The sequence below is a fragment of the Arcobacter lacus genome, assembly GCF_003063295.1.
In the GTDB taxonomy this organism is placed as follows: domain Bacteria; phylum Campylobacterota; class Campylobacteria; order Campylobacterales; family Arcobacteraceae; genus Aliarcobacter; species Aliarcobacter lacus.
Window position 1 is genome coordinate 354,076 of record NZ_MUXF01000001.1, and the last position, 26,451, is coordinate 380,526.

The following is a 26,451-nucleotide window of genomic DNA, read 5'->3' on the forward strand; positions in this document are numbered from 1 at the left end:
TCATGAAAAAGTATAAATTTTTATTTGCAATTTCTATAATTGCGATAGGATTAATGACGGTATTATTGGCTTCAATCAATGAGAAAAAAGAAGAAAAAGAGAGTCTATTAGCTGTTCCAAAAATGGAAAAATGGGAAACAAAAAATGAAGAGTTTAGAAAGTTCTATCCAAGAGAATTTGATTCATGGAAACAAACAAAAAACTCAGATCAAATAGATGATATGTTAAAACTACATCCAGAAATGGTTGTTTTATGGGCAGGTTATGCGTTTTCAAAAGATTATAATGCACCAAGAGGTCACTTTTATGCGATTGACGATGTAAGTAATTCTTTAAGAACAGGTGCACCAACAGATAAAGAAAGTGGTCCTCTACCAAGTGCCTGCTGGACATGTAAATCGCCTGATGTTCCAAGAATTATGCACGAACAAGGAAACAATGAATATTTCACAGGAAAATGGGCAAAATATGGTGCTGATATAGTAAATCCTATAGGTTGTGTAGATTGTCACAATCCAGAAACAATGGAACTTCAAGTTGGAAGAAGTTATTTAAATGATGCTTTAAAAGCTGAAGGCAAAAGCCCTACTTTAGCAACAGCAACGCAACAAGATATGAGAACATTAGTTTGTGCACAATGTCACGTTGAATACTATTTCAAAAAAACTCCTTTAGAAAATGGTAAAACAGCTATGGCAGTAACTTTACCTTGGGCAAATGGAACTACAGTTGAAGATATGGAAAAATATTATGACACAATTGAATTTAGTGATTGGGTACATCAAGTTTCTAAAACTCCAATGATAAAAGCGCAACACCCAGAATATGAAACTTGGAAAACAGGAGCTCATGGAAGAAATAATGTTTCTTGTGCAGATTGTCACATGCCATATACTCAAGAAGGTGGTATAAAATATACGGATCATAAAATTGGTAATCCTTTAGAAAATATGGATAAAACTTGTATGAACTGTCACAGAGTTAGTGAAAAATCTCTATTAGCAAATATTCAAGATAAAAAAGCAAGAAAAGATGATCTTAACCAAAAAGCAATGGAACAAATTGTGGCTGCTCACTTAGAAGCTGGAAAAGCTTGGGAAGTTGGAGCAACACCAGAAGAGATGAAAGATATTTTGACTGATATTAGACATGCTCAATGGAGATGGGATTTTGCAGCAGCTTCTCATGCAGCATTTTTCCATGCACCAGAAGAGACTTTAAAAACTTTAGGAACAGCTATTGAAAAAGCAGGAAATGCAAGAATCAAATTAGCTAAAGTTTTAGCAAAACATGGTGTAACAGATTATAAAGCACCTACAATTATTGATAAAAAACAAGCTCAAGAATTGATTGGTTTACCAATGGGAAAACTAATTGAAGAGAAAAAACAGTTTACAAACGGTTTACTTAAAGATTGGAAAAATGAAGCAGAACAAAAAGGGCTTTACAATCCAAAAAGTAGAGAAGGCGTAGAAACTAAAACTTCATATTAATAAAATTAAGAGAAGACTTCTTCTCTTAATTCTTTCAAAAAGAGTACAAATGATTAATTTTTTAAAAAATATCTTTAGCATGCAAATTATGACTATATTTTTGATATTTATGGCTTTAGCTTGCGCAATTGCAACATTTGTTGAAAATGATTTTGGAGTTCTTGGTGCAAAATCATTTGTATATGGACAAACTTGGTTTGAATTTATTATGCTAATTTTAACAGTTGGAATAGCAGTTAATATTATCATTTTTAAAATGTATAAAAAAAATAAATTTTTTACTTTCTTAATTCATATATCAATAATTTTTATTTTTATAGGTTCATCAATGACTAGATATCTAGGTTATGAAGCTGTTATGACAATTCCTGAAGGAAGTATGGAAAATAAAGTTTACTCTACAAATGAATATATACAAATAAAAATTTTGGATAAAGATAGCGAAAAAAATTATGAAAAAGAGGTTATGATAACTCCTTTAAATCAAACAAAATTTGAATATGAAACTACAATAAACAATAAACCTTTATCTATAAAATATAATAATTATGTAAATAATGCTATTGAAAAATTAGTTCCAAATCCTAATGGAAAAATTTCAATGGATATTTTATTATCAGAAACAATGGGAGCAAAAAATATTTTATTACAAGATAAAGAGAAATTTGATTCTAATTTTTTAACTTTTACACTTAATAACAATATAAAAAATGAAACTAAACCAACAATAAATTTTGAAACTATAAATGATGAATTTTATTTGACTTCAAATTTGCAAACAACTTTATATTCTAATGATTTAGAAAATGAAAAAACTATAAATGCAAATACACAAACAAAAATTGAAAAAAATAAAATTTATAAAATTGGACAAACTCAATTTAAAATTTTTGAAGCTTTAATGAATGGAAAACTTGAAGTTGTAAATAGCGATAAAATGTTCGATAAAAGTGAACAAGTAAATGCTATTATTGTTGATTTAAAATATGATAATAAAATTTCGCAAATTCCTCTTTATAAAAAAGCTGATTCATCTTTAGGTGCTACTCAAACACTATTTATAGAAGATAAAAAAATTGAACTTCAATGGGGAGCAAAAGAGATAGTTTTACCTTTTTCAATTTTATTAAATGATTTTGTACTTCAAAGATACCCTGGTTCAAATTCACCTTCAACATATTCAAGTTTTGTAAAAATCTACGACCCAATAGAAAATACCTCTTTTGATTACACTATCTTTATGAATAATGTTTTAGACTACAAAGGATATAGATTTTTCCAATCTTCATATAAAATGGATGAAAGTGCTACTATTTTATCAGTAAATAAAGACCCAGGAAAAGTCCCAACTTACATTGGATATTTTCTACTTTTTTTAGGATTAATTCTTACTTTATTTGTAAAAAATAGTAGATTCTCAAAACTTATACATAAAAGATATACTTTAGAAGATATCAAAAAATCATATTATTTGAAAAAGAGTTTGTGTTTAGTTATCTTATCTTTTTTTATCTTTTTACCACAAAAAAGTTTTACTCAAGATTTAGAACTAATTTATAATATAGACAAAACTCATAGTCAAAAATTCGGTTCACTTTTAGTTCAGGATTACCAAGGAAGAATAAAACCTCTTAACTCTTTAGCAATAGAAATATTAAACAAAACAACTAAAAAAAGTTTAATTGGAAATTTAGACGAAAACCAATTTTTTATTAGTATGATGATGTACCCTGAAATTTGGCGAACAATTCCTATTTATAAAGTTAAAGATGAAAATATTAAAAAACTTTTAGGACTTTCTATAGATAAATCTTATTTCTCTTTTGATGATGTTTATGACAAATATGGTGGTTATAAATTAGCAGATGAACTTGAAATCAGCAATAATAAAAGTGCTTCAAACAGAACAACTTATGATAAAGAACTAATAAAAATAGATGAAGCTTTAAATATATCTTATTCACTATTTAATGGCGATTTTTTCAAAGTTTTTCCTCTAAAAGATGATTTAAATAATAAATGGTTAAATATAATTGAAGCGAATTCTTATGAAAATGAACAATCTTTACAAATAAACAATTTGGTTAAAAACTACTATTTTTCACTTTTAGAAAATAACTGGGAAAAGGCAAATAATTATCTTGATGAAATAAAATCTTATCAATATAATCTAGCTTCAAATATCATTCCAAGTAAGATTAAGATTCAAGCAGAACTTCTTTTAAATAAATTTGATATTTTTGAAAGATTAATGCCTTTTTATCTAATTTTAGGAGTTATTCTTTTATTTATTGTTTTTATAAACATCATAAATCCAAATATAAAAGTAAAAAAAATCACAAAATTAACTTTTTATCTTCTAACTTTTGGTTTCATTTTTCATACTTTTGGATTAGCTTTAAGATGGTATGTTGCAGGACATGCACCTTGGACAAATGGTTATGAATCTATGATTTATATCTCATGGGCAATTGCTATATCTGGAATAATTTTTTCAAAACAATCACATTTAGCTCTTAGTTGTACAGCCATTTTAAGTGGAATTACACTTTTTGTTGCCCATTTGAGTTGGTTAGAACCTCAAATTACAACTTTAGCACCTGTTTTAAAATCATATTGGTTAACTATTCATGTAAGTGTAATTACTGCAAGTTATGGATTTTTAGCACTTAGTTGTCTTCTTGGATTTTTTTCTTTAATTTTATATATTTTTGCAAATGCAAAAAATGAAAATGAAAGATTTTTTAGAATATTACTTAGTATAAAAGAAGCCTCTCGAATAAATGAAATATCTATTTTAATAGGTATCATACTTTTAGTAATTGGTAATTTTTTAGGTGGAATTTGGGCAAATGAATCTTGGGGAAGATATTGGGCTTGGGATCCAAAAGAGACTTGGACACTTATTTCAATAATAATCTATGTAATAATAATTCATTTAAAATATATAAAAGATGCTATCAATGATTATGTTTTAAATCTTTTATCCGTTATTAGCTATTTTAGTATCATTATGACCTATTTTGGAGTAAATTATTTTTTAAGTGGAAAACACTCTTATGCAGCTGGAGATCCTATAATAATTCCATCTTTTGTATATATTGTAATTGTTATTATTGCTTTAATTATATTATTTTCATTTAAAAATAGAAAAGTTTTATAAAAATAAAAATCTTTTTATTTCGTAGCAACAAAATAGCATTTTTTAAGTTTCAAAAGAGTATTATTTTATTGATCAAAGAGTTTTACTCTTACTTATCTCTCCTTAGTTAAAAATTTGTAGCAAATTTTTTTTAGGGTAAAACTCTGTTCAAAGGTCGTTCTATTTAAGTTTAAGTTTTATTCTCGTAAATGTTCTATAATCTTTTAATAAAACTTAAAAAAAAAGGGAAGCTTTAAAACTTCCCTTTTTTTATCTCTTAAAATTTACTCTTACAAATATTTTTTAAGCACTTCTGGAATTTTTACACTTCCATCTTCATTTTGATAATTTTCCATAATAGCTAATAGTGTTCGTCCAACTGCTAAACTTGAACCATTTAAAGTATGAGCTAAAATATTCTTTTTATCTTCTTTATATCTAATTTTTGCACGTCTAGCTTGAAAATCTCTTGTATTTGAAATAGAAGAAATTTCTCTAAATTTATTTTGTCCAGGTAACCAAACTTCTAAGTCAATAGTAACAGCTGCACTAAATCCTAAATCTCCACTACAAAGTTGAACTTTTTGATGACAAAGTCCTAAAGAACTTAATAAATCACTTGCACAATTTACCATTTTTTCAAAAATTTCATCTGACTGTTCTTGTGAAGTAATAGCAACCATTTCAACTTTATCAAATTGATGTTGTCTTATAAGTCCTCTTGTATCTCGCCCTGCACTTCCTGCTTCTTTTCTAAAACAAGGTGTATATGATGTAAGAAGAAGAGGTAACTCACTTTTATCAATGATTTCATCATTATAAAGATTTGTTAAACTTACTTCAGCAGTTGGAATTAGATATAAATCTTCACCTTCAATTTTAAATAAATCATCAGCAAATTTTGGAAGTTGCCCAGTTCCTTGAAGAGTATTTGAGTTTGCCATAAATGGAACATACCATTCATTAAATCCTCTTTGTCTATTAAAATCAAGCATATAATTTATCAAAGCTCGCTCAAGTCTAGCACCTTCACCTTTAATTGCTGTAAATCTTGATTTTGCTAGTTTTACACCTCTTTCAAAATCTAACCAATCACAAGATAAATCCCAGTGCTCTTTTGGTATAAAATTAAAAGTTGGTTTTTCACCAATAACTTCCAAAATCACATTTTCATTTTCATCAACTCCAAAAGGAACATTTTCATCAGGCATATTTGGAACACTTAAAATAATAGAATTAAGATCATCTTCTAAAGTTCTAACTTCATCTTCTAACTCTTGCTTTTTTGTTTTTAAAGCATTGATTTTTTCTTGAAGTTCACTTATATCAAGATTTTCTTTTTTATATCTTCCAAACTCTTTTGATAGAAGATTTTGTTCGGCTGTAACATCTTCCATCTCTTGTCTTTTTTGTTTTGTTTTTAAAGCTAAATCTTTTAAATTATTCAAAAGTGCGTTATCAACGCCTTTTTTTTGTAAAGCTTTTACTACATAATCAAAATCTTTTTGAAGTAATTTTATATCTATCATATTCGCTCTTTATGTAATTTTTGGGCAATTATATCTAAAAAAGTTACCATTCAAACTGAAAAGTTGTATGAACTATTTTAAATTTTTCTTTTAAATTGTGATTTATTTTATGTAAAATCTCTTCATAATCATCTAAATATTTTTTATCAATTTTCACATGGGCTGTCATATTATACATATCTTGAGTGATTTCCCAGATGTGTACATCATGTATTTCTAAAACTTTTTCATTTTTTTCAATATACTCTTGAACTTCTTTTACATCAATAGGAGAACTTTCAAGTAAAGTATTTGTTGAATTTTTCAAAATATCAATTGCCCATTTTGCAATCACAAAAGCTACAATAACAGCTAAAATAATATCTATAAAATACCATGAAGTAAAATAGATAACTATATAACCTATAATAATTGCAACTGAAGATAAAGCATCTGTTAGCATATGAATAAATGCTGATTTTAAATTTATATTATCTTTATCTCCTTGCATTAAAATAACACCAGTAATAATATTTACAATAAGACCGATAATTGCAACTATCATTGCTGTTTTTATATCAATAACTTGTGGATTTAAAAATCTTTCAATAGCTTCATAAATAATCCAAATAATTGATAATACGATAGTAATTCCATTTATAAATGCAGCTAATACCTCAGCTCTATAATAACCAAATGTTTTAGAAATCGGTGCTGTTTTACTTGCAATTATTATTGCGAATAGTGAAATAATCAAAGCAAAAGAGTGAGTAAACATATGAATTGCATCAGAAACTAAAGCTAACGAATTTGATAAAAATCCATAAAAAAACTCTAAAAACATAGTTATTAAAGTGATACTTAAAGCCCATTTTAAAACTTTTTTATCAGTTCCTCTATGATCGTGAGTATGTCCTGCTACTCCATGATCATGTCCGCAACTATGCTCATGAGAATGATTGTGTTCCCCATGATGATTATGCTCTGTTTCTTTATCTAAAAAAGGTTTATGTTCATTTAATCCAAATCCACAATTTGCCATTTTATATCCTTTTATTTTCCATATACTTTTATAATTTCAAGTAAATTATCAATTTGTGCTTCTGCATCTGCTTGAGTTCCATTTTTAATATTTTCTATCATATGCCCTTTTGCAAAATGTTCAACATATGAAGTAATCATTCCTGTAACAGCTCCTTTTATTGCTGTTAATTGTCTAATAGTTTCATAAGGATCCTCTTCTAATTTAAATTTTTCATCATCAAATTTATTTTTTAAAGAGTGTATTTGTCCATGAATTCTGCTTATTCTATTTTGTAATTTTTTTCTTTCTACATCACAACAATATGCCACATTAGTTCCTTTTTTTTATTTTATATACCATAAGGGGTATAGTATAACTTTAAAACTTAAATTTTTATTTAATATCCATTCTCAATTACTTTAAGATGCAACTAAGTTGCAAAATATATAATTTCATTGCAACTTAGTTGCATTAATTTATATTATAAAAGGAAAATAATGAAATCTAATCATACTAAACTCATAAAACTATCTCCTCTTCTTATCCCTTACATTTTATTTGCACAAACAACAGTTCTTGATGAAATAGAAATAAAAGAAAAAAAAGAGATAAAAACAAATTCTATGAATATTGATTTAGAAAAAACAGAACAAGAGCAAGCAAACTCTTTTAAAGAAATTTTTAAAAATAATTCATCAATTGAGATTGGTGGAGGAGCTATAAATGTACAAAGAATATATTTAAGAGGAATTGAAAGTTCAAATTTAGATATTTCTCTTGATGGAGCAAAACAAGGTAAAAATATGTTTCAACATCGAAGTAATGAATTAGGAATTAATACTGATTTATTAAAAGTTGTAAATATAAAAACATCACCTGATGCAACTAAAAATTCTGCTTTAGGTGGAAGTATAGAAATGACTACAAAAGATGCCCAAGATTTTGTAAAAGGAAATAAAAATTATGGAGCTATTTTTAAAACGGGATACAATACAAATGCCAATCAAAAACTTGGTAGTGCAACAGCTTATCAAGTTTTTAATGATAATATAGGAGCCTATGCAAGTATAAGTGGAGTAAATAGCGATAATTATAAAGATGGAAATAATAATGAAGAGATAGCAACAGCCTATCATGATAGAGATTATTTATTTAAAATAAGTATGTTAAATGCAAATGATCATGATTTAAGATTAACTATCAATCATAATGAAAACAGTGGAGATACAAGATGGAGGGGAACAGAATATAGACCTTTGCCATCAGAACTTGAAAAAATTGTTTCTTCTACTACAAACTATGCTTTACAACACAACTATAATCCTAGTAATTTAATAAATTTAGATACAGATTTAAATTTAACAGATATAAGTTTAGAAAGAGAAGATGAAAATCAAAAATATGAAAATCAGAATATTGGACTAAAAGTACAAAATCATTTTGATTTTGATATTTCTTCAACTTCTAATAGAGTATCAATAGGAGCTCAACTTCAAAAGGAAAATGGTGAAGGTCCACTTGTTCCTCATAATTTAGATAAAAATATCACTCAATATTCAGATTTAGATACATCAACAAAGTCACTATTTGTACAAAATAGAACTGAAATTGGCTCTTTAGGTATAGATTATGGTTTAAGATTTGATAAATATGATTTTGAAACTGGTTTAGGAAAAGCAAGTGATGATACATTTTCTCCAAATGTAGGAGTTGATTATTCAATAACTCCTAATTCTTTAATATACGCAAACTATGGAAAAGCAAGTAGAATGACAGGACTTATTCCTTTCACTTGGACTCTAAATACTAAAATAGGTTCGACTTATTCAAAAGATTTAGAAGCAGAAAAATCTACAAGATATGAAACAGGATATAAATATGAAAAAAGAGATACATTTTTAGATAATGATTACATAACTTTTAATGCGAATATTTTTAAAACAACAATAGAAGATTTAATAGTATCAAAAGACACTAATTGTGTAAATGGAATTTGTGGAAGTGGAGAAGGAGGAAGAACTTTACAAGATATCTATAATCGTTCAGATGATTTTGAATCAAAAGGTTTTGAATTAAAAGTTTCATATAGTTACGATATTTTTTCAACAACTTTAGGATATACACAAATTGATACAAATAATATAAATAGTGATACTGGTGGTGTTGTAGATATAAATGAAGATCAAAATATAAGAAGAGTTGGTGGATATGATAGTAAAAAATTTATTTGGAATAATGGTATTGAAATCACAAAAGATTTAGCTATGGATTATACTTTAAATGCTGTATCTGGAACTGATGTCCTAGATAGTAATAACAATGAAATAAGAAGAGCAGGATATACAACTCACGATATAAATATGAAATATAAACTAAATTCTGATTGGACTTTATTTTTAGCAGTTAATAACTTAACAGATAAACAATATGCAAAAGCTACAACAATATCTACAAAAAACCAAGCTGATGTTTATAGATATGAAATGGGAAGAGATTATAGATTTGCTTTAAAATATGAGTTTTAAAGTAAAGTTCCATTTGTCTTTGCAAGTTTAATTTTTGCTATTTTGGTTATAATTTCGCTTTTATATAAAAAAAGAGGAATTTTATGTTAGAAGTTTTAATTTTGGCATTTGCTCTATCTATGGATGCATTTGCCGTTTCTATTGGGCTTGGAATAAAAAATAAAGCCTGTTTAAAAACACTTGCTTTAAAAGCTGGTTTGTTTTTTGGTATTTTTCAAGCACTTATGCCATTTTTAGGCTTTTTAGGTGGAATTGGATTAAGAGAGTATATTCAAGGATACGATAAAATCGTAGCATTTGTCTTACTTCTTGCTATTGGTGGAAAGATGATTTATGAAGCATTTAATGAAAATGTAGAAGAAGAGATAAGTCAAATCACAAATAAAATTTTATTAACTTTAGCAATTGCAACAAGTCTTGATGCTATGGCTGCTGGATATAGTCTTCACTTATTTAATCTAAATATTTATTTATCACTATTTGTTATTGGGTTTACAACATTTATTATTAGCTATATTGGGGTTTATGTCGGAAGCCGTGGCGGTGAAAAATATGAAACAAAAGCTGAAATTTTAGGTGGAGTTGTTTTAATATTAATAGGTCTTAAAATTTTACTTTTTTAAAATATCTTTAGGTCGTATTTTAAACTCTTTATAAAAAGCATTAGTGAAATTATTTGCAAACTTATAACCAACTTGCAAAGCTATTTCATTGATGTTGTATTCACCGCTTTGAAGCATATTTTTTGCAAGGTTCATTTTATGAGATACTAAAAGTTGATAAGGAGAAGTTTTATACATTTGTTTAAAACCTCTTTTCAATTTTACCTCACTTAAATGAACCATTTTTGCTAAGCCAACAATCGATGGTGGATTTTGTATATTATCCAATAATATCTCTTTTGCTTTTAAAATTGCCCTTTTATCATAATCATTTAAAGTTATAATATCTTCATTATTCTGTAACTTTGAAATTTCTAAAGATAATAACTCAAAAATTTTACCTTGTTTGTATATGTTAGCTAACTCACCAACAAGACTGCAATTTAATATATCATTTAATAAAAATTGAGATTGAATAGAAGTCAAATTAAAATCTAATAGTTGTAAGTTTTGTTTCTTAAAAAAATATTTTTCAACTAAACTTTTCTGAAAATTTCTTCTTAAAAAACTTTCATTTAAAATAAATCTAACTTGATTTATCTGTTTATCTTTAAACTCTCTAAAACCTTGTGTATTTTCAAACAATGATATTGTTGTAAATCCCTCTTTAAAAGGTAAAACTTTTTTATCACTATTTATATAAGTTGTATTTCCTTTGAGTGATATAGTAATTACAAATTTTCTCTCTTCTTGTTTTGCTTCTAAAAAGATAGGTTTTTCTATATTATAGTTTGTTTTTAAAAATAAAAGCCCCTCTTGTATATGTATTTTTTCCATATAATCAGTTCCTATTTCAAAAGGAAAACTATTTTTTATGATGTTTTTTTCACAATTATAATTTGAACTAATCAAATCTTTTAAATAAAATTTAGTCATTTTTACCTTTTCGAATAGAAATAAAACCTTTTAGAATATTTTTGATATTGACTATCACTTTTTTGAAGTATATACTAGAGCAAATAAATTTTATATTAAAGGAGATATATCTTATGTTTAAATCAAAAACTATTAATCTCTCTTTTTTAGCTTTTATATTATTGACAAATAACCTAATAGCAAAAGAAGAAACTACAACTTTAGAAGCAATCACTGTAACAGCTCAAAAACAAGAAGAAAATGTACAAAAAGTGCCTATTTCTGTCTCTGTTTTTGATGAAATGTCAATAGAAGATAAATCTATTGATAGTTTGGAAGATATTGCAAAATATACTCCCAACTTGATGCTTTATAATACTGGACAAGAAGGCTTAATAGTTCCTTCTATTAGAGGAATAAGTGGAAATGTTTTATCTTATTCAACTCCTGTTGGGCTGTATGTTGATGGAGTTCCTACTACTAGTGCTTTTGGTTTTGATGATTCGTTAGGAGATATTGAAAGAATAGAAGTTTTAAGAGGACCACAAGGAACTTTATATGGTAAAAATAGCGAAGCAGGAGTTATAAATATCATAACAAAACAACCAAATAATGAAACAAAAGGAAAAATCTTCTCAACAATAGGTAATGAAGGAAGAAAAGATATTGGATTAAATGTAAGTGGTCCAATAATAAAAGATAAATTTTATGTAGGAGTAGCTTATAAACATCAAGAAAAAGATGGTTTTATAAAAAACAATCTTACAAATGAATATGTAAATGACAAAAAAAGTGATTATGGAAAACTCATTTTAAGAGCCACTCCAACAGATAATTTAGATGTATCACTAATATCTTCAATACATAAAGAAGACAATGGTGACCATAATTGGGTGAGTTCAACAAACAATAAAAACGAAGTTAATTCAAATTTAAAAGGAAGCTCTACTCCCAAAGATACAACTTTTGCTTTAAATGTAAATTATAATATCGATGAAAACTCTAAAATAAAATCAATAACTACGAAAAAAGAGTATAAAGATAAAGCTGTTGCTGATGCAGATTTTAGTCCTTTAACTTTAAGACATATTTACAAAAACAATGAATTAAATACAATCTCTCAAGAGTTTAGATATGAAACTATTTTAAATAAAACTCAAATTTTGTCTGGAATTTATTTAGATAAAAAAGATGATGATTTACATACTAAAATAGTAACTCCATTAAATCCAACAGGATTTGCAAATCCACAAGATATGAACTCAAAAAGTATAGGAGTTTTTACAAATATTATTCATCCATTAAATGAAGATTGGACTTTAAATGCAGGAATTAGATATGACAAAGAAAAAAAAGAGATACAAGTTAAAAACACAACTATTGATTTAGAAAATAGTTATAACAGCATTTCTCCAAAAATTGGAATCCAATACAATATAAATGAAAATCAAATGAGCTATTTCACAATAGCTAAAGGTTATAGAAGTGGTGGATTTAATCCTTATGCTCCCTCAAATAAACAAGCTTACGATGAAGAAAAACTAATTTCTTATGAACTTGGATATAAAGGAATGTTTTTTGATAATCGTTTAAAATTTAACACAAATATCTACTATATGGATATAAAAGATATGCAAGTGGAAGAAGCTCCAATAGCAGGAACAATTTATATGGTAAATGCTGCAACTGCAACTTCAAAAGGTTTTGAAATGGAGTTGGAAGGAGTAATTAGTGATGAATTAACTATGTTTGCAAGTGTAGGAGTAAATCAAACTACATTTGATAAATTTGAAGATTTAGCTGGTGATTATAGTGGAAATTATAATCCACTTGCTCCTAAATATAACTTCAATATTGGATCTTTATACAGAGCAAATAATGGTTTATATGCAAGAGCCGATTTTAATGGATATGGAAAAACATATTTTGACAAAACAAATACAAACTCACAAAAAGCTTATAGTTTAGTTGATACAAAAATTGGTTATGAAGCAGATGATTTTGATATATATTTTTATGTAGATAATTTATTTGATAAAAATTATGATGCAATTGGTGCATATTTTAGTGGAACAACAACTCTTGTAAGAGAAGAACGAGAGTTTGGTATCAAATTAGCATATAGATTTTAGAGGTTAAAAATGCAAAATATAAACAACTATTTATCACTACTGTTAGCTCAACAAAAAACCGAGATTTTAGAACTAGCTTTAGAGTTAAAAATCTTTAAATTAATAGAAGAGAATATAAATACGATTTTTATAATCTCTTCAAAAATAAACATAAATGAACATAAAACAAAAATATTATTGGATAGTTTAGTTTTTATGGAACTTTTGGACATAAATCAAGATAAATATCTCAATACAAAATTTGCTAAAGAATCGTTTATTTATGGAACTTCTTCATATTGTGGTGATGTTTTTTTACATAGAAAACAGCTAGCTGAAAATGGTAAAAAAATGATGAAATCAATATTTGAAGAAAAAAAAGAGTTAGAAGATATGAAAACTGCAAAACTTTGGGCAAATGCTTCAAAAAAGTTTTTAAAACAAGAACAAAAAAATCTAATCGCTCCAATGGCAGTTGATATTATAAAAAATTTAAAAGAGTTTTCTAGCTTAAATAACATGTTAGATCTTGGTTGTGCTTCTGGAGTTATTGGTTTAGAAATTACAAAAAATCATCCAAATATAAAAACAACTTTATTTGATTATGAAGAGGTTACAAACATAACAAAAGAACATATAAATGAGTATAACTTACAAAATAGAGTTTTTGTTTTAAGTGGAGATATTGAAAAAAATGACATTGGAAAAAATTATGATTTAATTTGGTGTAGTAATATTTTCTATTTCTTTAAAAATAAAAAAGAGGTAATAAAAAAAATTTATGATGCTTTAAATCCAAACGGTATATTAGTAAGTTGTCATGTTGAAATCGATACAAAAAATAGTCTTGATGAAAATAGTTTTTTTTACTTTTTATCTTTAAATTTACAAGGTAAAAATATCTTAAAACCTATGGAATTATCTGATATATTTGAAGAAGTTGGATTTAAATCAATAAATTCATACACAACATATAAAACACCTATGACACCGAGTCAAATCCATATTTGTAAGAAGTAAATTATGAATCAACTAACTAAAAAAAATATTCTGTTTTCAATTTTATTTACAGCAATTTTAACTCCTATGATTTTTTTTGTCATGGGACTTCCTATGATTTTACAAATAAAAGGTTTTGATGCATCATTAATTGGAATTTTTCAATTAGCAGGTTTACCGATGATATTTAAGTTTTTAATGTCTCCACCAATAGATAAAATAGTATTTGAAAAAAAACACTATAAGAAATGGACATTTTATATAGGAATATTATATATTTTACTTCTAATTATAATTAGTTTTTTATCTTTAGAAAATAGCATTTATTCTGTTTTTATAGCTATTTTGATAACTGCATTTATTTCAACTTTTATGGATATTCCACTTAATGCTTTGGCTATAAAAACTTTCACAAAAGAGCAAAGTTTAAGTGCAGGAAGTTATAAAATAAGTGCTTATAGTATGGCATCACTATTAGGTGGAGGAATCTTTTTACTTGTTTTTAATCATCTTGGTTGGAACTTAACTTTTATTTTAATGGCTCTTTTGGTTCTATTTTCATTATTTGCTTTGTATTTTATAGAAGAAAATGATGAAATAATATATGTAGAAAAAATCTCTTCAAAAAATATAATCACTTTTTTCAAACAAAAAGATATTGGTATTTGGATTTTTATTTTAAGTTTTTATTTTGTCTCAATAAGTGCTCTTTGGGTATTTATGAAACCATATTTGATTCACAAAGGTGTAAAACCAGATGATGTAGCTATTTGGGTTGGAATTTATGGAAGTTTCATAGCTATTTTAGGTGGAGCTTTAAGTAACTATATTGGGAAGAAGTTTTCAAAAAAGAATCTACTTATTATTTTTATGTTTTTTAATATTTTTAGTACAAGCCTTTTGATTTTTATTGAACAGTATAATCTAACATTTTATTATCTAATCATAAGTGTTACTTTTATAGCTTTAGCCATTGCTTTATCATCAGCTATAATTTTTTCTATGATTATGGATTATTCAAGAAAAGAATCACGAGCTATTGATTATTCAGTTCAATCAAGTATTTTTTCATTTACTAGAATAATTTCTGCTGTAATCGCAGGAATAATTGTTTCCAATTTTGGTTTTGACAAAATGTTTATTTTTGAACTATTTTGTTTAATTTTAGTCACTTTTGTTATCTATAAAAAGTATATTTAGTAGTTGTATTAACTTTTAACTAAGTTGCATTTAGTAATATTTCATTCAATTTTGCAATTTAGTCGCATTTAAAGGTCAAAAAATATGAATACTACTTCAACAACACAACAACTAAATCAAAGACTCTTTTCGATAGATATTCTAAGAGGTTTTGTAATGGTTATTATGATACTTGATCATGTAAGAGAAACTTTTTTCCTTCATTATCAGATGAGTGATCCTATGGATATTACATCAACAGATACTATTTTAATTATTTGTAGATTTTTAGCACATATTTGTGCCCCTACTTTTATATTTTTAACTGGACTTTCTGCATATTTATATATGCAAAAAGTTCAAAGTAAAAAAGAAACTTCTTGGTTTTTATTTACAAGAGGATTATTTTTAATCTTTTTAGAATTAACTTTTGTAAATTTCGCTTGGACATTTGAGTTCCCGATGGAAAAACTATATTTACAAGTAATCTGGGCTATTGGATTTAGTATGATTTTTCTTTCAGTATTGATTTATCTTCCAAAAAAGATTCTTTTTATTCTTGCTATTATAATCATCTTTGGACACAATTTATTAGATTCTGTACATTTTGAAAAAGATTCTATTTTTTATATACCTTGGGCAGTTTTACATGAAAGAACTTGGATAGAGTTTTCACAAGATTTTAAAGTTAGAACTTCGTATCCTATTTTACCTTGGATTGGTGTAATATCTCTTGGCTTTATAGCAGGAGAGTGGTTTAATAAAAATATAAATTTCCAAACAAGAAAAAACTATCTTCTAAAAACTACTCTTATTTTATTATCTAGTTTTATTGTGATTAGGTTTATAAATGTTTATGGAGATACACCATATATAAATTATGCCTCTATTTCAAATACTATTTTAAGTTTTTTTAATATTACAAAATATCCTCCATCACTACTTTTTATTTTACTTACTTTAGGAATTTGTACTTTTTTACTTATGCTTTTTGAGAAATATCAAAACTTAAAATCAATTTCATGGTTAAAAAATTTTGGTGCAGCTCCTATGTTTTTTTATCTTCTTCATTTGTATTTTTTAAAATTTTTATATCTTAGTGCAGTTGCAATTTATGGTTTAAATCAAGGTCTATATTTTGGGTTTTCTCATACATGGCAAATGCCTTTATTATCGATTCTTTTTGCATTTATTTTATATTTTCCTACTAAATGGTATGCAAATTTAAAACAAAAAAGAAGAGATATAAAATGGTTAAAATATCTATAAATAAATCTTATATGAGCTAAACTTAACAAATTTTTCTTAAGTTGCGACTAAGTTGCACTAAGTAATATTCTACTTTTATTTTGCAACTTAGTTGCTTTTTATACTTAAGGAAAACAGATAAAATGAAACCTATAAAAAATACAATTACTTATTCAATTTGCTTATCGATAAGTTTGCTATCACAAACTTTTGCTCAAGAGACAACAGTTTTAGATGAGATAAAAGTCTCAACTGAAAATAGCAATTATTCAACACAAAATGATAACTACTACAAAACAAAATCACAATCAGCGACAAAAACTGATACTCCTATTAGAGAAACTCCTCAATCAGTACAAGTTGTTTCAAATGAGATTATCAAAGAACTTAATGCAGTTAAAATAGAAGATGTTTTAGATTATACAAGTGGTGTATCAAGACAAAATAACTTTGCTGGTATGTGGGATAATTTTTCGATTAGAGGATTTGCAGGAAACGAAAATACTGGAATGAGTTTACTAAAAAATGGTTTTGCAGATAATCGTGGATATAACGCTCCAAGAGATACAGCAAATATTGAAAGTATAGAGTTTTTAAAAGGACCATCAGGTTCTTTATATGGAAATAGTGAGCCAGGAGGAACTATAAATATTGTAACAAAAGAGCCAAAGTTTACAAAAGAACATTCAATTAAAGCTGATGTAGGAAGTTATGATTTTTATAGAATGGCTTTAGATTCTACAGCTCCTATAAATGATAATTTAGCTTATAGATTAAATGTAGCTACAGAAAAAAAAGGAAGTTTTAGAGATCATATTGAAAGTCAAAGATATGTTGTTGCTCCATCTTTACTTTATTCTATCAATGACGATACTTTTGTATCTTATATGGGAGAATTTATTGAACAAAAAGCTCCATTTGATAGAGGAATTGCTTTAATAGATGGAAAAAATGTAATGAATCCTAAAAATTTTCTTGGTAATCCAGATGATGGTGATGTAACACTTAAAAATCAAACTCATCAACTAAAACTAGAACACTATTTTTCTGATAGTTGGAGCAGTAGAATGGGAGTTGCATATAAAAATAATAGCTTAAAAGGTTTTGGTTCAGAAGTTACTCCAGCAACAAAAATAACAACAGATAGCATAAATCTTCGTACAAGATATAGAAATTATACTTCAGATGATATTCAATTTCAAGCTGATTTACAAAATGTTACTGATATAAAAGATGCTACAAATACTCTTTTATTTGGAGTAGAAACATATCGTTTTGAACAAGATTCAATACTTTACACTAACAAAGATACAGTAAGAGTTGATAATATTCGTTCAAATCCTACTTATACAGTTTTAAAAACTGGATTAGGAAGTCTAAGCACAGACAAATATGAAGAGCAAAAAGGAATAGCTTTATTTGTTCAAGATGAAGTAGCTTATAAAGACTTTAGATTTCTTACGGGACTTAGATATGATGAAGTTAGAATGGATAATGTAAATCATCTTGATAGTAGCTCTGTAAAACAAAATGATTATGCAGTTTCTCCAAGAGTTGGAATTACATACCTAATAGATGATATGTGGTCTGTTTATACAACATCTGGAACATCATTTAGACCAAATACAGGAACAGACATAGATGGAAAAACATTTGAATCTGAAAGAAGTGTATCAATAGAAACTGGTTTAAAATTTGAATCCGAAGATAAAAAAACTGGTGGAACTTTATCTTTTTACCAAATTGAGAAAAAAAATGTATTAGCAAAAGACCCAAATGATGACTCATATTTTATTGCAACAGGAAAAGTTAAAAGTAAAGGTATAGAGTTTGATTTTAATGGAAAAATCACAGACAATATTAAAGCAAATTTCAACTATACATATACAGATGCAAAAGTTGTAGAAGATTCTACTTATGAAGGAAATGAACTTTTAAATATTCCAAAACACACTTCAAGTGTTCTTTTAATGTGGGAAGATTCATTGTCTCTAAATAGCTCTTATGGTATAGGAACTGGTGTAACTTATGTTGGTAGAAAAGCAGGAAATGTAAATAATGATTTTTATTTACCAGATTATACAACAGCAAAAATCGTTTCTTACTATAAAGTAAATAAAGAGTTAAATTTTAGTTTAAACATTGATAATTTATTTGATAAAGAGTATATCGCAAGTAGTTATGATGTATCTTGGCTTACAGTTGGTAATCCACGAACTGCAACATTAAGTATGACTTATAAATTTTAGTAACTTTCGATATAATCCAAATAAAAAAAGGATTATGATTTGAGAATTTTATCAGGTATTCAACCATCAGGAACTATTCATATAGGAAACTACTTTGGTATGATAAAAAAGATGATAGAGTCACAAAATGAAGGTGAACTTTTTGCATTTTTAGCATCATATCATGCTTTAACATCAGTAAAAGATAAAGAAGCTTTAGAAAATAATACTTATGAAGCAGCAATTAACTTTTTAGCGCTTGGAATGGACCCAGAAAAATCAACATTTTGGGTTCAACATGATGTAAAAGAGGTTCTTGAGTTATATTGGATACTATCAAATCATACTTCAATGGGATTACTAGAGCGAGCACACTCATACAAAGATAAAACTGCACGAGGAATTGTTGCTGGGCATGGATTATTTTCATATCCAGTTTTAATGGCAGCTGATATTTTATTATTTGACTCAAATATAGTTCCAGTTGGAAAAGACCAAATTCAACACGTTGAAATGACAAGAGATATTGCAACTTCATTTAATCACGCTTATGGTAAAGAGATTTTTATTTTACCAGAAGCAAAAGTTGATGAAGTAGTTGCAACAGTTCCAGGAACGGATGGAGCTAAAATGTCTAAATCATATAACAACACAATTGATATGTTTACATCACCAAAACAAAGAAAAAAACAAGTTATGGGAATAGTAACTGACTCAAAAGAACTTGATGAACCAAAAGAGTGGGAAAATTGTAATATTTATACTTTATGTAAACTATTTATGAATGAAGATGAATTAAAAGATTTACAAAAAAGATATGCAACTCCAGGTGAAGGTTATGGACATTTTAAAATGACATTGCTTGATAAAATAAATGAATATTTTGCACCTTATGAAGAAAAAAGAGAATACTATTTAAACAACAAAAAAGAGGTAAGAGAGATTTTAGCTTTTGGAGCAAGTAAAGCTAAAAAAATTGCAAGTGCAAAAATGGAACAAATAAGAGATATCATAGGATTAATATAAATCCTAATCTCTTTTTATACTCAAAAATAAATTTGGCTCACTAACAATATAAATATTTCCTTCTTTATCTTTTGTTATACCTTCTGGATTCATCATCCTTGAAGAGATTTCATTATCCATTAAATCCAAATATTTTCTAAAACTTTTTTTATCATCAACTCTTCCTAAAAGTGCTGATTCATCACTTAATACATATAGTTTTCTATCTACATCATCAAAATGAATAGCCGATAAATCAGCTAAATAAAAGTTATTTTCTAAAAGTTCATCTTTAACTTTTACTTCTATTTGGTTATTTTGCATAATGCCTTTTATAGATACTATTTTTTTAGGGTTTCTTTCATTTACTACATAAAATTTATCTTCAACTTTATCGTAACTTATACCTTCAAGTCCAAAATTCTCAAATTTCTTTATATCAAAAATAAACTTTTTTATACTATTTTCGATAGATATAGATTTCGTATCTTCATTTATATTTACAATAAAAATACCACTTAATTCTTCATCTAAAATAGCAAATGTATTCTCTTTTATAAAGGTTATATCTTCAGTATCTTTAAAACCTTTTAAATCTATTTTTCGTAAAACCTTACCATTTTTATCTAATTCATAAATATCTCTAGGAGAATTTGTTATAACAAATAAAGTATCAGAATTTTCATTGTATGTTATACCTGATAAATTTTTTTCAATTTCATTTATAGAAATTAACTCTTTTTTGTGTTCACCTTTTACTATTCCGAATTTTTCTTCCCAATGAAAAAACTTATATAAAAGTTTATCATCTATATCTGTTGAATGAGCAATAACAAAAATAAAAAATACTAAAAAAAATATATATAATTTTTTATTTACCAATAAACTGTTTTTCATCTACATCTTTAATAATCAATTTAGCTATATTATCAGTTGATAAAGCAATATCTTTTGTTTGAGATGTAACTTGGGCATTTTGTTGTGTTTTTTGATCTAAAATTGAAACAGCATTATTTATTTGTTCTATTCCTAAAAGCTGCTCTTTACTTGCATTTTCAAAATTTTTAATTAAACCTATTGTTTCTATGATATCTTTATTTAACTCTGTATAGCCATTTATCATCTCATTTGCTATTACTTTTCCATTATTAGCTTTTGAAGTTGCTGACTCAACAATCTCTTTTATTTCTCTTGCTGCTTCTGCGCTTCTCGAAGCTAGATTTCGCACTTCTGCAGCAACAACTGCAAATCCTTTTCCTGCTTCTCCAGCTGTTGCTGCTTCAACTGCTGCATTTAAAGATAAAATATTTGTTTGGAATGCAATTTGATCTATTACACTAATTGCTTCATTTATTGAAGTGATTTGTGAATTTATTTCTTCCATTGATTCAACAGTTTCATTAGCTAGTTTTTGACCATTTGTTGCTCTGTTTGTTACACTTGAAGCAATATTTGAAATCTTTTGTATATTTTCAGTACTACTTCTTAAATTTGAAGTCATCTCTTCTAACGAAGCTGCTGTTTCTTCAAGATTTGCTGCTGTACTTGTTGAACTTTCATTTAATTTTTCTACATTTTTCAATAAAATATCAGAACTATTTGATAATGTTGTTCCATTTGTTTTATTTTCTACAAGCATTTTTGTTATAGAATCACCAAGAATATTTACTCCGTCAGCAAGTTTTAAAATGTGATTTGAAACTTTTGTTGTATCAACTTTATCTATGTAGTTATAATTACTATATTCATCAATAACTTTTAAGACATTTACAATATTTTGTTCTAATTCACTCGCCATTTTATTCATAACAGATTTTAATTTTATTAAATTTGGATCATCTACTTCAACATTCAATCTTTGAGATAAATCACCATTTTGGAATTTACTTAAAATTTCTATTGTATTTTCAATAAACAAATTATTATCATCAATCTCTTTTCTTGCTATTTCTATATTTTTGTCCAAAGTTTTTGACATTTGACCGATTTCATCTTTTGAATAATTTTTTATTCTATGAACTTCTTTACTTTCTCCATTTAAATATTTGAAAAAAGTTTCTAATGTATCTTGAAATATATTCAATGGTTTTATAATTATTTTATTTATAGATGGAATTATTATAAATACTAACACTATACTAAGTAAAATTGTAACAATTATAGCTATCCAAAATAATGTATTAATATCTTTATTTATTTCAACATTTAACTGTTTTATCTCTCTTTCAATATCATCAGCATAAATTCCAGTAACTAAAACCCAATTAAATTCAGGAATATAAATAGATGATGCCATTTTTAAAACAACTTCTTTTGTTGCTGGATTTTTATAATAATATGTTACATATTTTTGTTCTTTTGCATATTTAATTAAATCTTCTCTAAAAGCATAACCTTTCACATCTGGTGCTTTTATATCTGTTTTTGTATTGTTTAAAGCTGGGTTTGCAGGATGAAATCCAAAATAATAATCATCGCCTCTTTTTTCATAAGCAAAAAAGTATCCACTTTTATCATCTAGATATCTAATTCCACTTAATAGTTCAATAACTTTTGCTTTTGCTATTTGCGTATCTTTTTCACTATTTATTATTGTTTGAATAAGTGTTTGAACAACTTCAAATTGATGTTTTATCAATCCTTGTTTCTCTTTTGTTATTGCAATTTCAAACTTTGCCAAAGTATCATTTAAAGTATTTTGTGTTTTTTCGAAATTGATTCCTGAGAGGATAAAAATACCAAAAATAAATGGTACCATTGTTATTATCAGCAATTTTAATTTTAACGAATTTTTATTCATTTGTCTCTCCCCTACTTATAAATAGATATTCATTATAGGTATTTAACTATTAATAAATAATTAAAATTATTTTTTGTTTATAATTTTTGCTAAATGTGTCAATTTTATACACAAAATAATTATTTAATCTATTTTTTACAAATAAATATCAATTTATCTGCTATTTCATCAGTATGAAGATTAAACTCTTTTATCTCTATTAGTTTAAATCCTGTCTCTTTTAGGACTTTTGTTAGAAACTCTTTTGAGTGATATTCTTGTATTATTGAATCTTGTTCTTTTGAAAACAATCCATTTTCCTGTTTTTCAAAAAGTGTAATATCAGTTTGAAGTTTGTTATTTTCAAAATTTGCATCAATTGCGATAAATTTATCTTCAACATCTATTGTTATTGTTCCTTGTGCAACCTCATCAAAACCAAAATATGAGTTAACATCAAAGATAAAATATGCACCTTGATTTAAGACTTCATTTGTTTCTTTTAGAAAAGTTTTCAACTCTTCTTTTGGAATATAATTTAATACATCAAATATTGCAGTTGCACAATCATATTTTTCTTTTACATCTTTTAAAGCAATTGCTTTTGCATTTAAACCTTTTTCTTCACAAACTTTTATTTGTTCAACACTTAAATCAATTCCAAAATACTTTTTTTTATTTACTTTTAAATTTTCTAAAAAATATCCTTGACCACAACCAATATCAATAATATTATCAAGGTCATTTACCATCACAAATCGTAAAAATTCTTTGTGTAAAGTATAAACTTCCTCTTCAAAGTCTAAATAAGGTTCAACTTTTGCATATAAATCTAAACCCATTATAAAAACACTTCTATTTTTTCTTTTAAATCTAAAATCAAATCTTTTTTTGCATAAAAAGAGTTTTTGTTTGATATTAAGTGAGCACTACTTTCCATAATTGTGGGTCCTACTTCAAGCCCGTTTTGTTTCATAGTTTCACCTGTTTCAACAATATCAACAATACAATCACAAAGTCCAACTAAAGGTGCAAGTTCAATAGAACCATAAAGTTTTATAATCTCAACAGCCATTGCTTTTTCTTCAAAATATTTTTTAGCTATTTTTTCATGTTTTGTAGCAATTGTAATTTTACTTTTATCAAAATTTAGTTTTTCACCAGCTCTAAGTCCAAAAGCAACTTTACATTTTCCCAATTTTAAATCTAAAAGTTTGATTAAGTCATACTCTTTTTCTTCTAAAACATCAAGCCCAACAACACCTAAATCAGCAGCACCATGCATCACATACGTTGGAACATCTTGATTTCTTACATTTAAAAAAGTAAATCCACTTTTCTTTAATATTAATTTTCTATCTTCAAAAACAAACTTTTCACCAAAAGCTTTTTCAAATCTATCAAGCGTCTCATCTGCAATTCTTCCTTTAGGCAATGCAATTGTTAGCATCAATTATCCTTTTCATATTTTCAAATATTAAATCTTTTTTATAAATACTATTTTCAAAATATTTACTTAAAAACTCTCCATCTCCACCTGTAAATATTATCTTCTTATTTAAACTTACTTCTTTTATAGGTAAAATGATAGATTTTAGCATAGCATATTGTATAGCATCAAACGTACGAAGCGGTATTTTATCTAAATTTATATTTTTTTCAAAATCAAATTTTAATTTTTTTGATATTTTAGGATAAGCATTTATAAAACTTTGAACTCCAAGAAGTATAAATCCTCCTTTGTGTTCATCATTTTCCATAATATCAACTGTTATTGCACTTCCTGCATCAACAACCACTACATCTTTTTGAAAACTACAAGCAATTTTTCTATCAATTCCTAAACCTTGATATTTTGTTTCAAAATTTAAAATCTCTTTTATATCTTTTGCTTTTGGATTTTTTTTAAGTAATTTTTTAGAAGCTTTTTCATTTACAGATACAAAATATATTTCCTCATCAAATTTTGGAACTTTTTCATCTAAAAAATATTTTTTATGTTTTCCATTTATCAAAAAGTGAAAAGTTGTATTTCCTATATCACATAAAATCAACTCTAACACTCCAATCATTTTGTTTTAAATACTCTTTTGCTTTTGAACATAATGGACTACTTATAAGTAACTCTTTTTTTTTAAAATTGTGTCCAAGATAACTTGTAAGTTTTTCACAAAGTTCCATTAAATCTGAAGCATTTTTTCGTATAAATCTACTTTTTGAATCAACTATAAATATTGCATAAAATTTAGAATCTATTGTAGTTGCACTATAAATATCAATTTTTTTTCTACTATCCAACTCTTTTGGTAAAATCTGTTTAATCTCTTTAAAAAGTATATTTTTATTCATATAGTATGTTGTTAGTTTTTTCATAAGTTTTATTATATCAAATCTTTGTATAATTCCAGAAAATCTATATATTAAGAAAAATTTATGGAAAAACTATCTTACCAAGAACAAACAATAATCACAAGAGGTATTATAAAAGCTGCTGTTTTAATGAGTGAATATGGAGCAGAAAGTATTTTAATAGAACAAATTGCCCAGAGATTAGGTCGTGCTTTAGGTGTTGATTCTGTTGAAATTTCAATGATTCCTTCAGCTATTGTATTAACAACTTTAAATAATGGACAATCAATAACAACAACAAGAAGAGTTCATCATAAACCAATAAATATGTCAATAGTATGTCAAATACAAAAAATTGTACTTAACATGGAAAAAAATGAACATGATGTAAACTACCTTTATACTATTTTAAAAAATTTAGAACCAAACTATTACAATAGATGGTTGGTTATTTTTGTAGTTGCTATTGCTTGTGGTTCATTCGCACATTTACAAGGTTCTGATTGGAGTGCTTTTTTTATCACTTGTTTGGCAGCTGGAACAGCTATGTTTGTAAGACAAGAATTAGCAAAAAAAAGATTTGTTATGATTATTACCTTTGGAATTACAGCATTTGTAGCAACTTTAATTGCCAGCATTTCTCAACTCGATGGTATTAGCCAAACTCCTCATATTGCTTTAGCTTCAAGTGTTTTATTACTCGCTCCTGGATTTGCATTTGTAAACTCATTTTTAGACTCACTAAAAGGTTATTTGATGATGGGTTGGGGACGATGGATGGAAGGTTTTTTATTAACTATTGCTACATCTCTTGGAATTATTTTAGCGATGGCTATTTTAAATATAAAAGGTTGGTAATATGGATTTTGTTTTAAAATTAATCGTAGAAGGTATATTTGCAAGTTTTGCTGCAGTTGGATTTGCAATAGTTTTTAATGTTCCAAAAGAGACTTTAAAATATTGTGCCATTGGTGGAGCAATTGCTTATGATGTTAGAACTATTTTATTGAATTTAAATTTAGGTATAGAGCTATCTACTTTTTTAGCTTCGACTATCGTAGGAATAGTTGCACTTTATTGGTCAAGAAAATATCTTATCCCAAGACCTGTTTATACGGTTGCTTCAATTATTCCAATAATTCCTGGAACTTTTGCTTTTAGTGCGATGATTAGCCTAGTTGATATGAACACGCATGGAGTAACTACAGAGTTAATTCAAATATTTTTATATAATGGATTAAAAGCTGTAGCAATTTTAGGAGCTATCACATTTGGATTAGCACTACCTTCTTTATATTTTATGAGATTTAATAGACCTATAATTTAGGTTATTAAATCTTTATC

At 26.4% G+C, this 26,451-nt stretch carries 22 protein-coding genes; 12 read left to right on the plus strand and 10 right to left on the minus strand.

Features of this window, described 5'->3' with window-relative positions; genetic code table 11:
* Positions 1-2 precede the first annotated feature (2 nt).
* Complete coding sequence (gene nrfA / locus B0175_RS01850; protein ID WP_108527022.1) at positions 3-1,493, plus strand: ammonia-forming cytochrome c nitrite reductase; 1,491 nt, start codon at positions 3-5, stop codon at positions 1,491-1,493.
* A gap of 49 nt (positions 1,494-1,542) precedes the next feature.
* A complete protein-coding gene (gene ccsA, locus B0175_RS01855; protein ID WP_108527023.1) occupies positions 1,543-4,656 on the plus strand; it encodes a cytochrome c biogenesis protein in 3,114 nt (1,037 codons plus the stop codon).
* A 269-nt stretch (positions 4,657-4,925) separates the two neighbouring features.
* Here the strand turns inward: ccsA and serS are convergent, their stop codons facing one another.
* The 3 genes from serS to B0175_RS01870 are packed head-to-tail and all read right to left on the minus strand — an operon-like array spanning position 4,926 to position 7,496.
* Positions 4,926-6,164, minus strand: a complete 1,239-nt coding sequence (gene serS / locus B0175_RS01860) for a serine--tRNA ligase (RefSeq protein ID WP_108527024.1) — start codon at positions 6,162-6,164, stop codon at positions 4,926-4,928.
* A gap of 43 nt (positions 6,165-6,207) precedes the next feature.
* Positions 6,208-7,185: a cation diffusion facilitator family transporter gene (locus B0175_RS01865; protein WP_108527025.1), complete on the minus strand. Its 978-nt coding sequence runs from the start codon at positions 7,183-7,185 to the stop codon at positions 6,208-6,210.
* An 11-nt stretch (positions 7,186-7,196) separates the two neighbouring features.
* A complete protein-coding gene (locus B0175_RS01870) occupies positions 7,197-7,496 on the minus strand; it encodes a metal/formaldehyde-sensitive transcriptional repressor (RefSeq protein ID WP_004510401.1) in 300 nt (99 codons plus the stop codon).
* A gap of 168 nt (positions 7,497-7,664) precedes the next feature.
* On the opposite strand from B0175_RS01870, the gene B0175_RS01875 reads away from it, so the two are divergent.
* Positions 7,665-9,692, plus strand: coding sequence for a TonB-dependent receptor domain-containing protein (locus B0175_RS01875; protein ID WP_108527026.1), 2,028 nt, complete (start codon positions 7,665-7,667; stop codon positions 9,690-9,692).
* A gap of 83 nt (positions 9,693-9,775) precedes the next feature.
* The gene (locus tag B0175_RS01880) at positions 9,776-10,315 is read left to right on the plus strand and encodes a manganese efflux pump MntP (RefSeq protein ID WP_108527027.1); all 540 of its coding nucleotides are present in this window, start codon (positions 9,776-9,778) and stop codon (positions 10,313-10,315) included.
* Here the strand turns inward: B0175_RS01880 and B0175_RS01885 are convergent.
* A complete protein-coding gene (locus B0175_RS01885) occupies positions 10,304-11,230 on the minus strand; it encodes a helix-turn-helix domain-containing protein (protein ID WP_108527028.1) in 927 nt (308 codons plus the stop codon). The two genes, B0175_RS01880 and B0175_RS01885, sit on opposite strands and share 12 nt — an antisense overlap.
* Positions 11,231-11,343: 113 nt before the next feature.
* On the opposite strand from B0175_RS01885, the gene B0175_RS01890 reads away from it, so the two are divergent.
* From B0175_RS01890 to trpS, 6 genes are all read left to right on the plus strand, one after another.
* Positions 11,344-13,341 (plus strand): TonB-dependent receptor, encoded by a 1,998-nt coding sequence (locus B0175_RS01890; RefSeq protein WP_108527029.1) that lies wholly within the window; start codon positions 11,344-11,346, stop codon positions 13,339-13,341.
* Positions 13,342-13,350: 9 nt separating this feature from the next.
* Positions 13,351-14,340: a class I SAM-dependent methyltransferase gene (locus B0175_RS01895; protein ID WP_108527030.1), complete on the plus strand. Its 990-nt coding sequence runs from the start codon at positions 13,351-13,353 to the stop codon at positions 14,338-14,340.
* Positions 14,341-14,343: 3 nt separating this feature from the next.
* Positions 14,344-15,519, plus strand: coding sequence for an MFS transporter (locus B0175_RS01900; protein ID WP_108527031.1), 1,176 nt, complete (start codon positions 14,344-14,346; stop codon positions 15,517-15,519).
* An 84-nt stretch (positions 15,520-15,603) separates the two neighbouring features.
* Positions 15,604-16,767 (plus strand): DUF1624 domain-containing protein, encoded by a 1,164-nt coding sequence (locus B0175_RS01905; RefSeq protein WP_108527032.1) that lies wholly within the window; start codon positions 15,604-15,606, stop codon positions 16,765-16,767.
* 122 nt (positions 16,768-16,889) lie between these two features.
* Entirely contained in the window at positions 16,890-18,995 is a 2,106-nt protein-coding gene (locus B0175_RS01910; protein ID WP_108527033.1) for a TonB-dependent siderophore receptor, read from the plus strand.
* A 39-nt stretch (positions 18,996-19,034) separates the two neighbouring features.
* On the plus strand, positions 19,035-20,000 hold the full coding sequence (trpS, locus tag B0175_RS01915) for a tryptophan--tRNA ligase (protein ID WP_108527034.1): 966 nt from the start codon (positions 19,035-19,037) through the stop codon (positions 19,998-20,000).
* Between the two features lie 3 nt (positions 20,001-20,003).
* Here the strand turns inward: trpS and B0175_RS01920 are convergent, their stop codons facing one another.
* The 6 genes from B0175_RS01920 to B0175_RS01945 form a co-directional block, all read right to left on the minus strand.
* Positions 20,004-20,876 carry an SdiA-regulated domain-containing protein gene (locus B0175_RS01920; RefSeq protein ID WP_108527035.1) on the minus strand — a complete coding sequence of 291 codons (873 nt, stop codon included), beginning with the start codon at positions 20,874-20,876 and terminating at the stop codon, positions 20,004-20,006.
* Entirely contained in the window at positions 20,851-22,779 is a 1,929-nt protein-coding gene (locus B0175_RS01925) for a methyl-accepting chemotaxis protein (RefSeq protein WP_108527036.1), read from the minus strand. The genes B0175_RS01920 and B0175_RS01925 overlap by 26 nt, the downstream gene beginning before the upstream one ends.
* 128 nt (positions 22,780-22,907) lie before the next feature.
* Positions 22,908-23,600, minus strand: a complete 693-nt coding sequence (locus B0175_RS01930) for a class I SAM-dependent DNA methyltransferase (RefSeq protein ID WP_108527037.1) — start codon at positions 23,598-23,600, stop codon at positions 22,908-22,910.
* Positions 23,600-24,208 carry an ATP phosphoribosyltransferase gene (gene hisG / locus B0175_RS01935; protein ID WP_108527038.1) on the minus strand — a complete coding sequence of 203 codons (609 nt, stop codon included), beginning with the start codon at positions 24,206-24,208 and terminating at the stop codon, positions 23,600-23,602. Before hisG ends, B0175_RS01930 begins: the two co-directional genes overlap by 1 nt.
* The gene (locus B0175_RS01940) at positions 24,186-24,830 is read right to left on the minus strand and encodes a type III pantothenate kinase (RefSeq protein WP_004510379.1); all 645 of its coding nucleotides are present in this window, start codon (positions 24,828-24,830) and stop codon (positions 24,186-24,188) included. The genes hisG and B0175_RS01940 overlap by 23 nt, the downstream gene beginning before the upstream one ends.
* Positions 24,799-25,131 (minus strand): hypothetical protein, encoded by a 333-nt coding sequence (locus B0175_RS01945; RefSeq protein WP_108527039.1) that lies wholly within the window; start codon positions 25,129-25,131, stop codon positions 24,799-24,801. Before B0175_RS01945 ends, B0175_RS01940 begins: the two co-directional genes overlap by 32 nt.
* A gap of 60 nt (positions 25,132-25,191) precedes the next feature.
* Here B0175_RS01945 and B0175_RS01950 point away from each other — a divergent pair, with 60 nt between their 5' ends.
* Positions 25,192-25,965 carry a threonine/serine exporter family protein gene (locus B0175_RS01950; RefSeq protein ID WP_108527040.1) on the plus strand — a complete coding sequence of 258 codons (774 nt, stop codon included), beginning with the start codon at positions 25,192-25,194 and terminating at the stop codon, positions 25,963-25,965.
* Position 25,966: 1 nt separating this feature from the next.
* Positions 25,967-26,434 carry a threonine/serine exporter family protein gene (locus B0175_RS01955; protein ID WP_108527041.1) on the plus strand — a complete coding sequence of 156 codons (468 nt, stop codon included), beginning with the start codon at positions 25,967-25,969 and terminating at the stop codon, positions 26,432-26,434.
* The last annotated feature ends 17 nt before the right edge of the window (positions 26,435-26,451 follow it).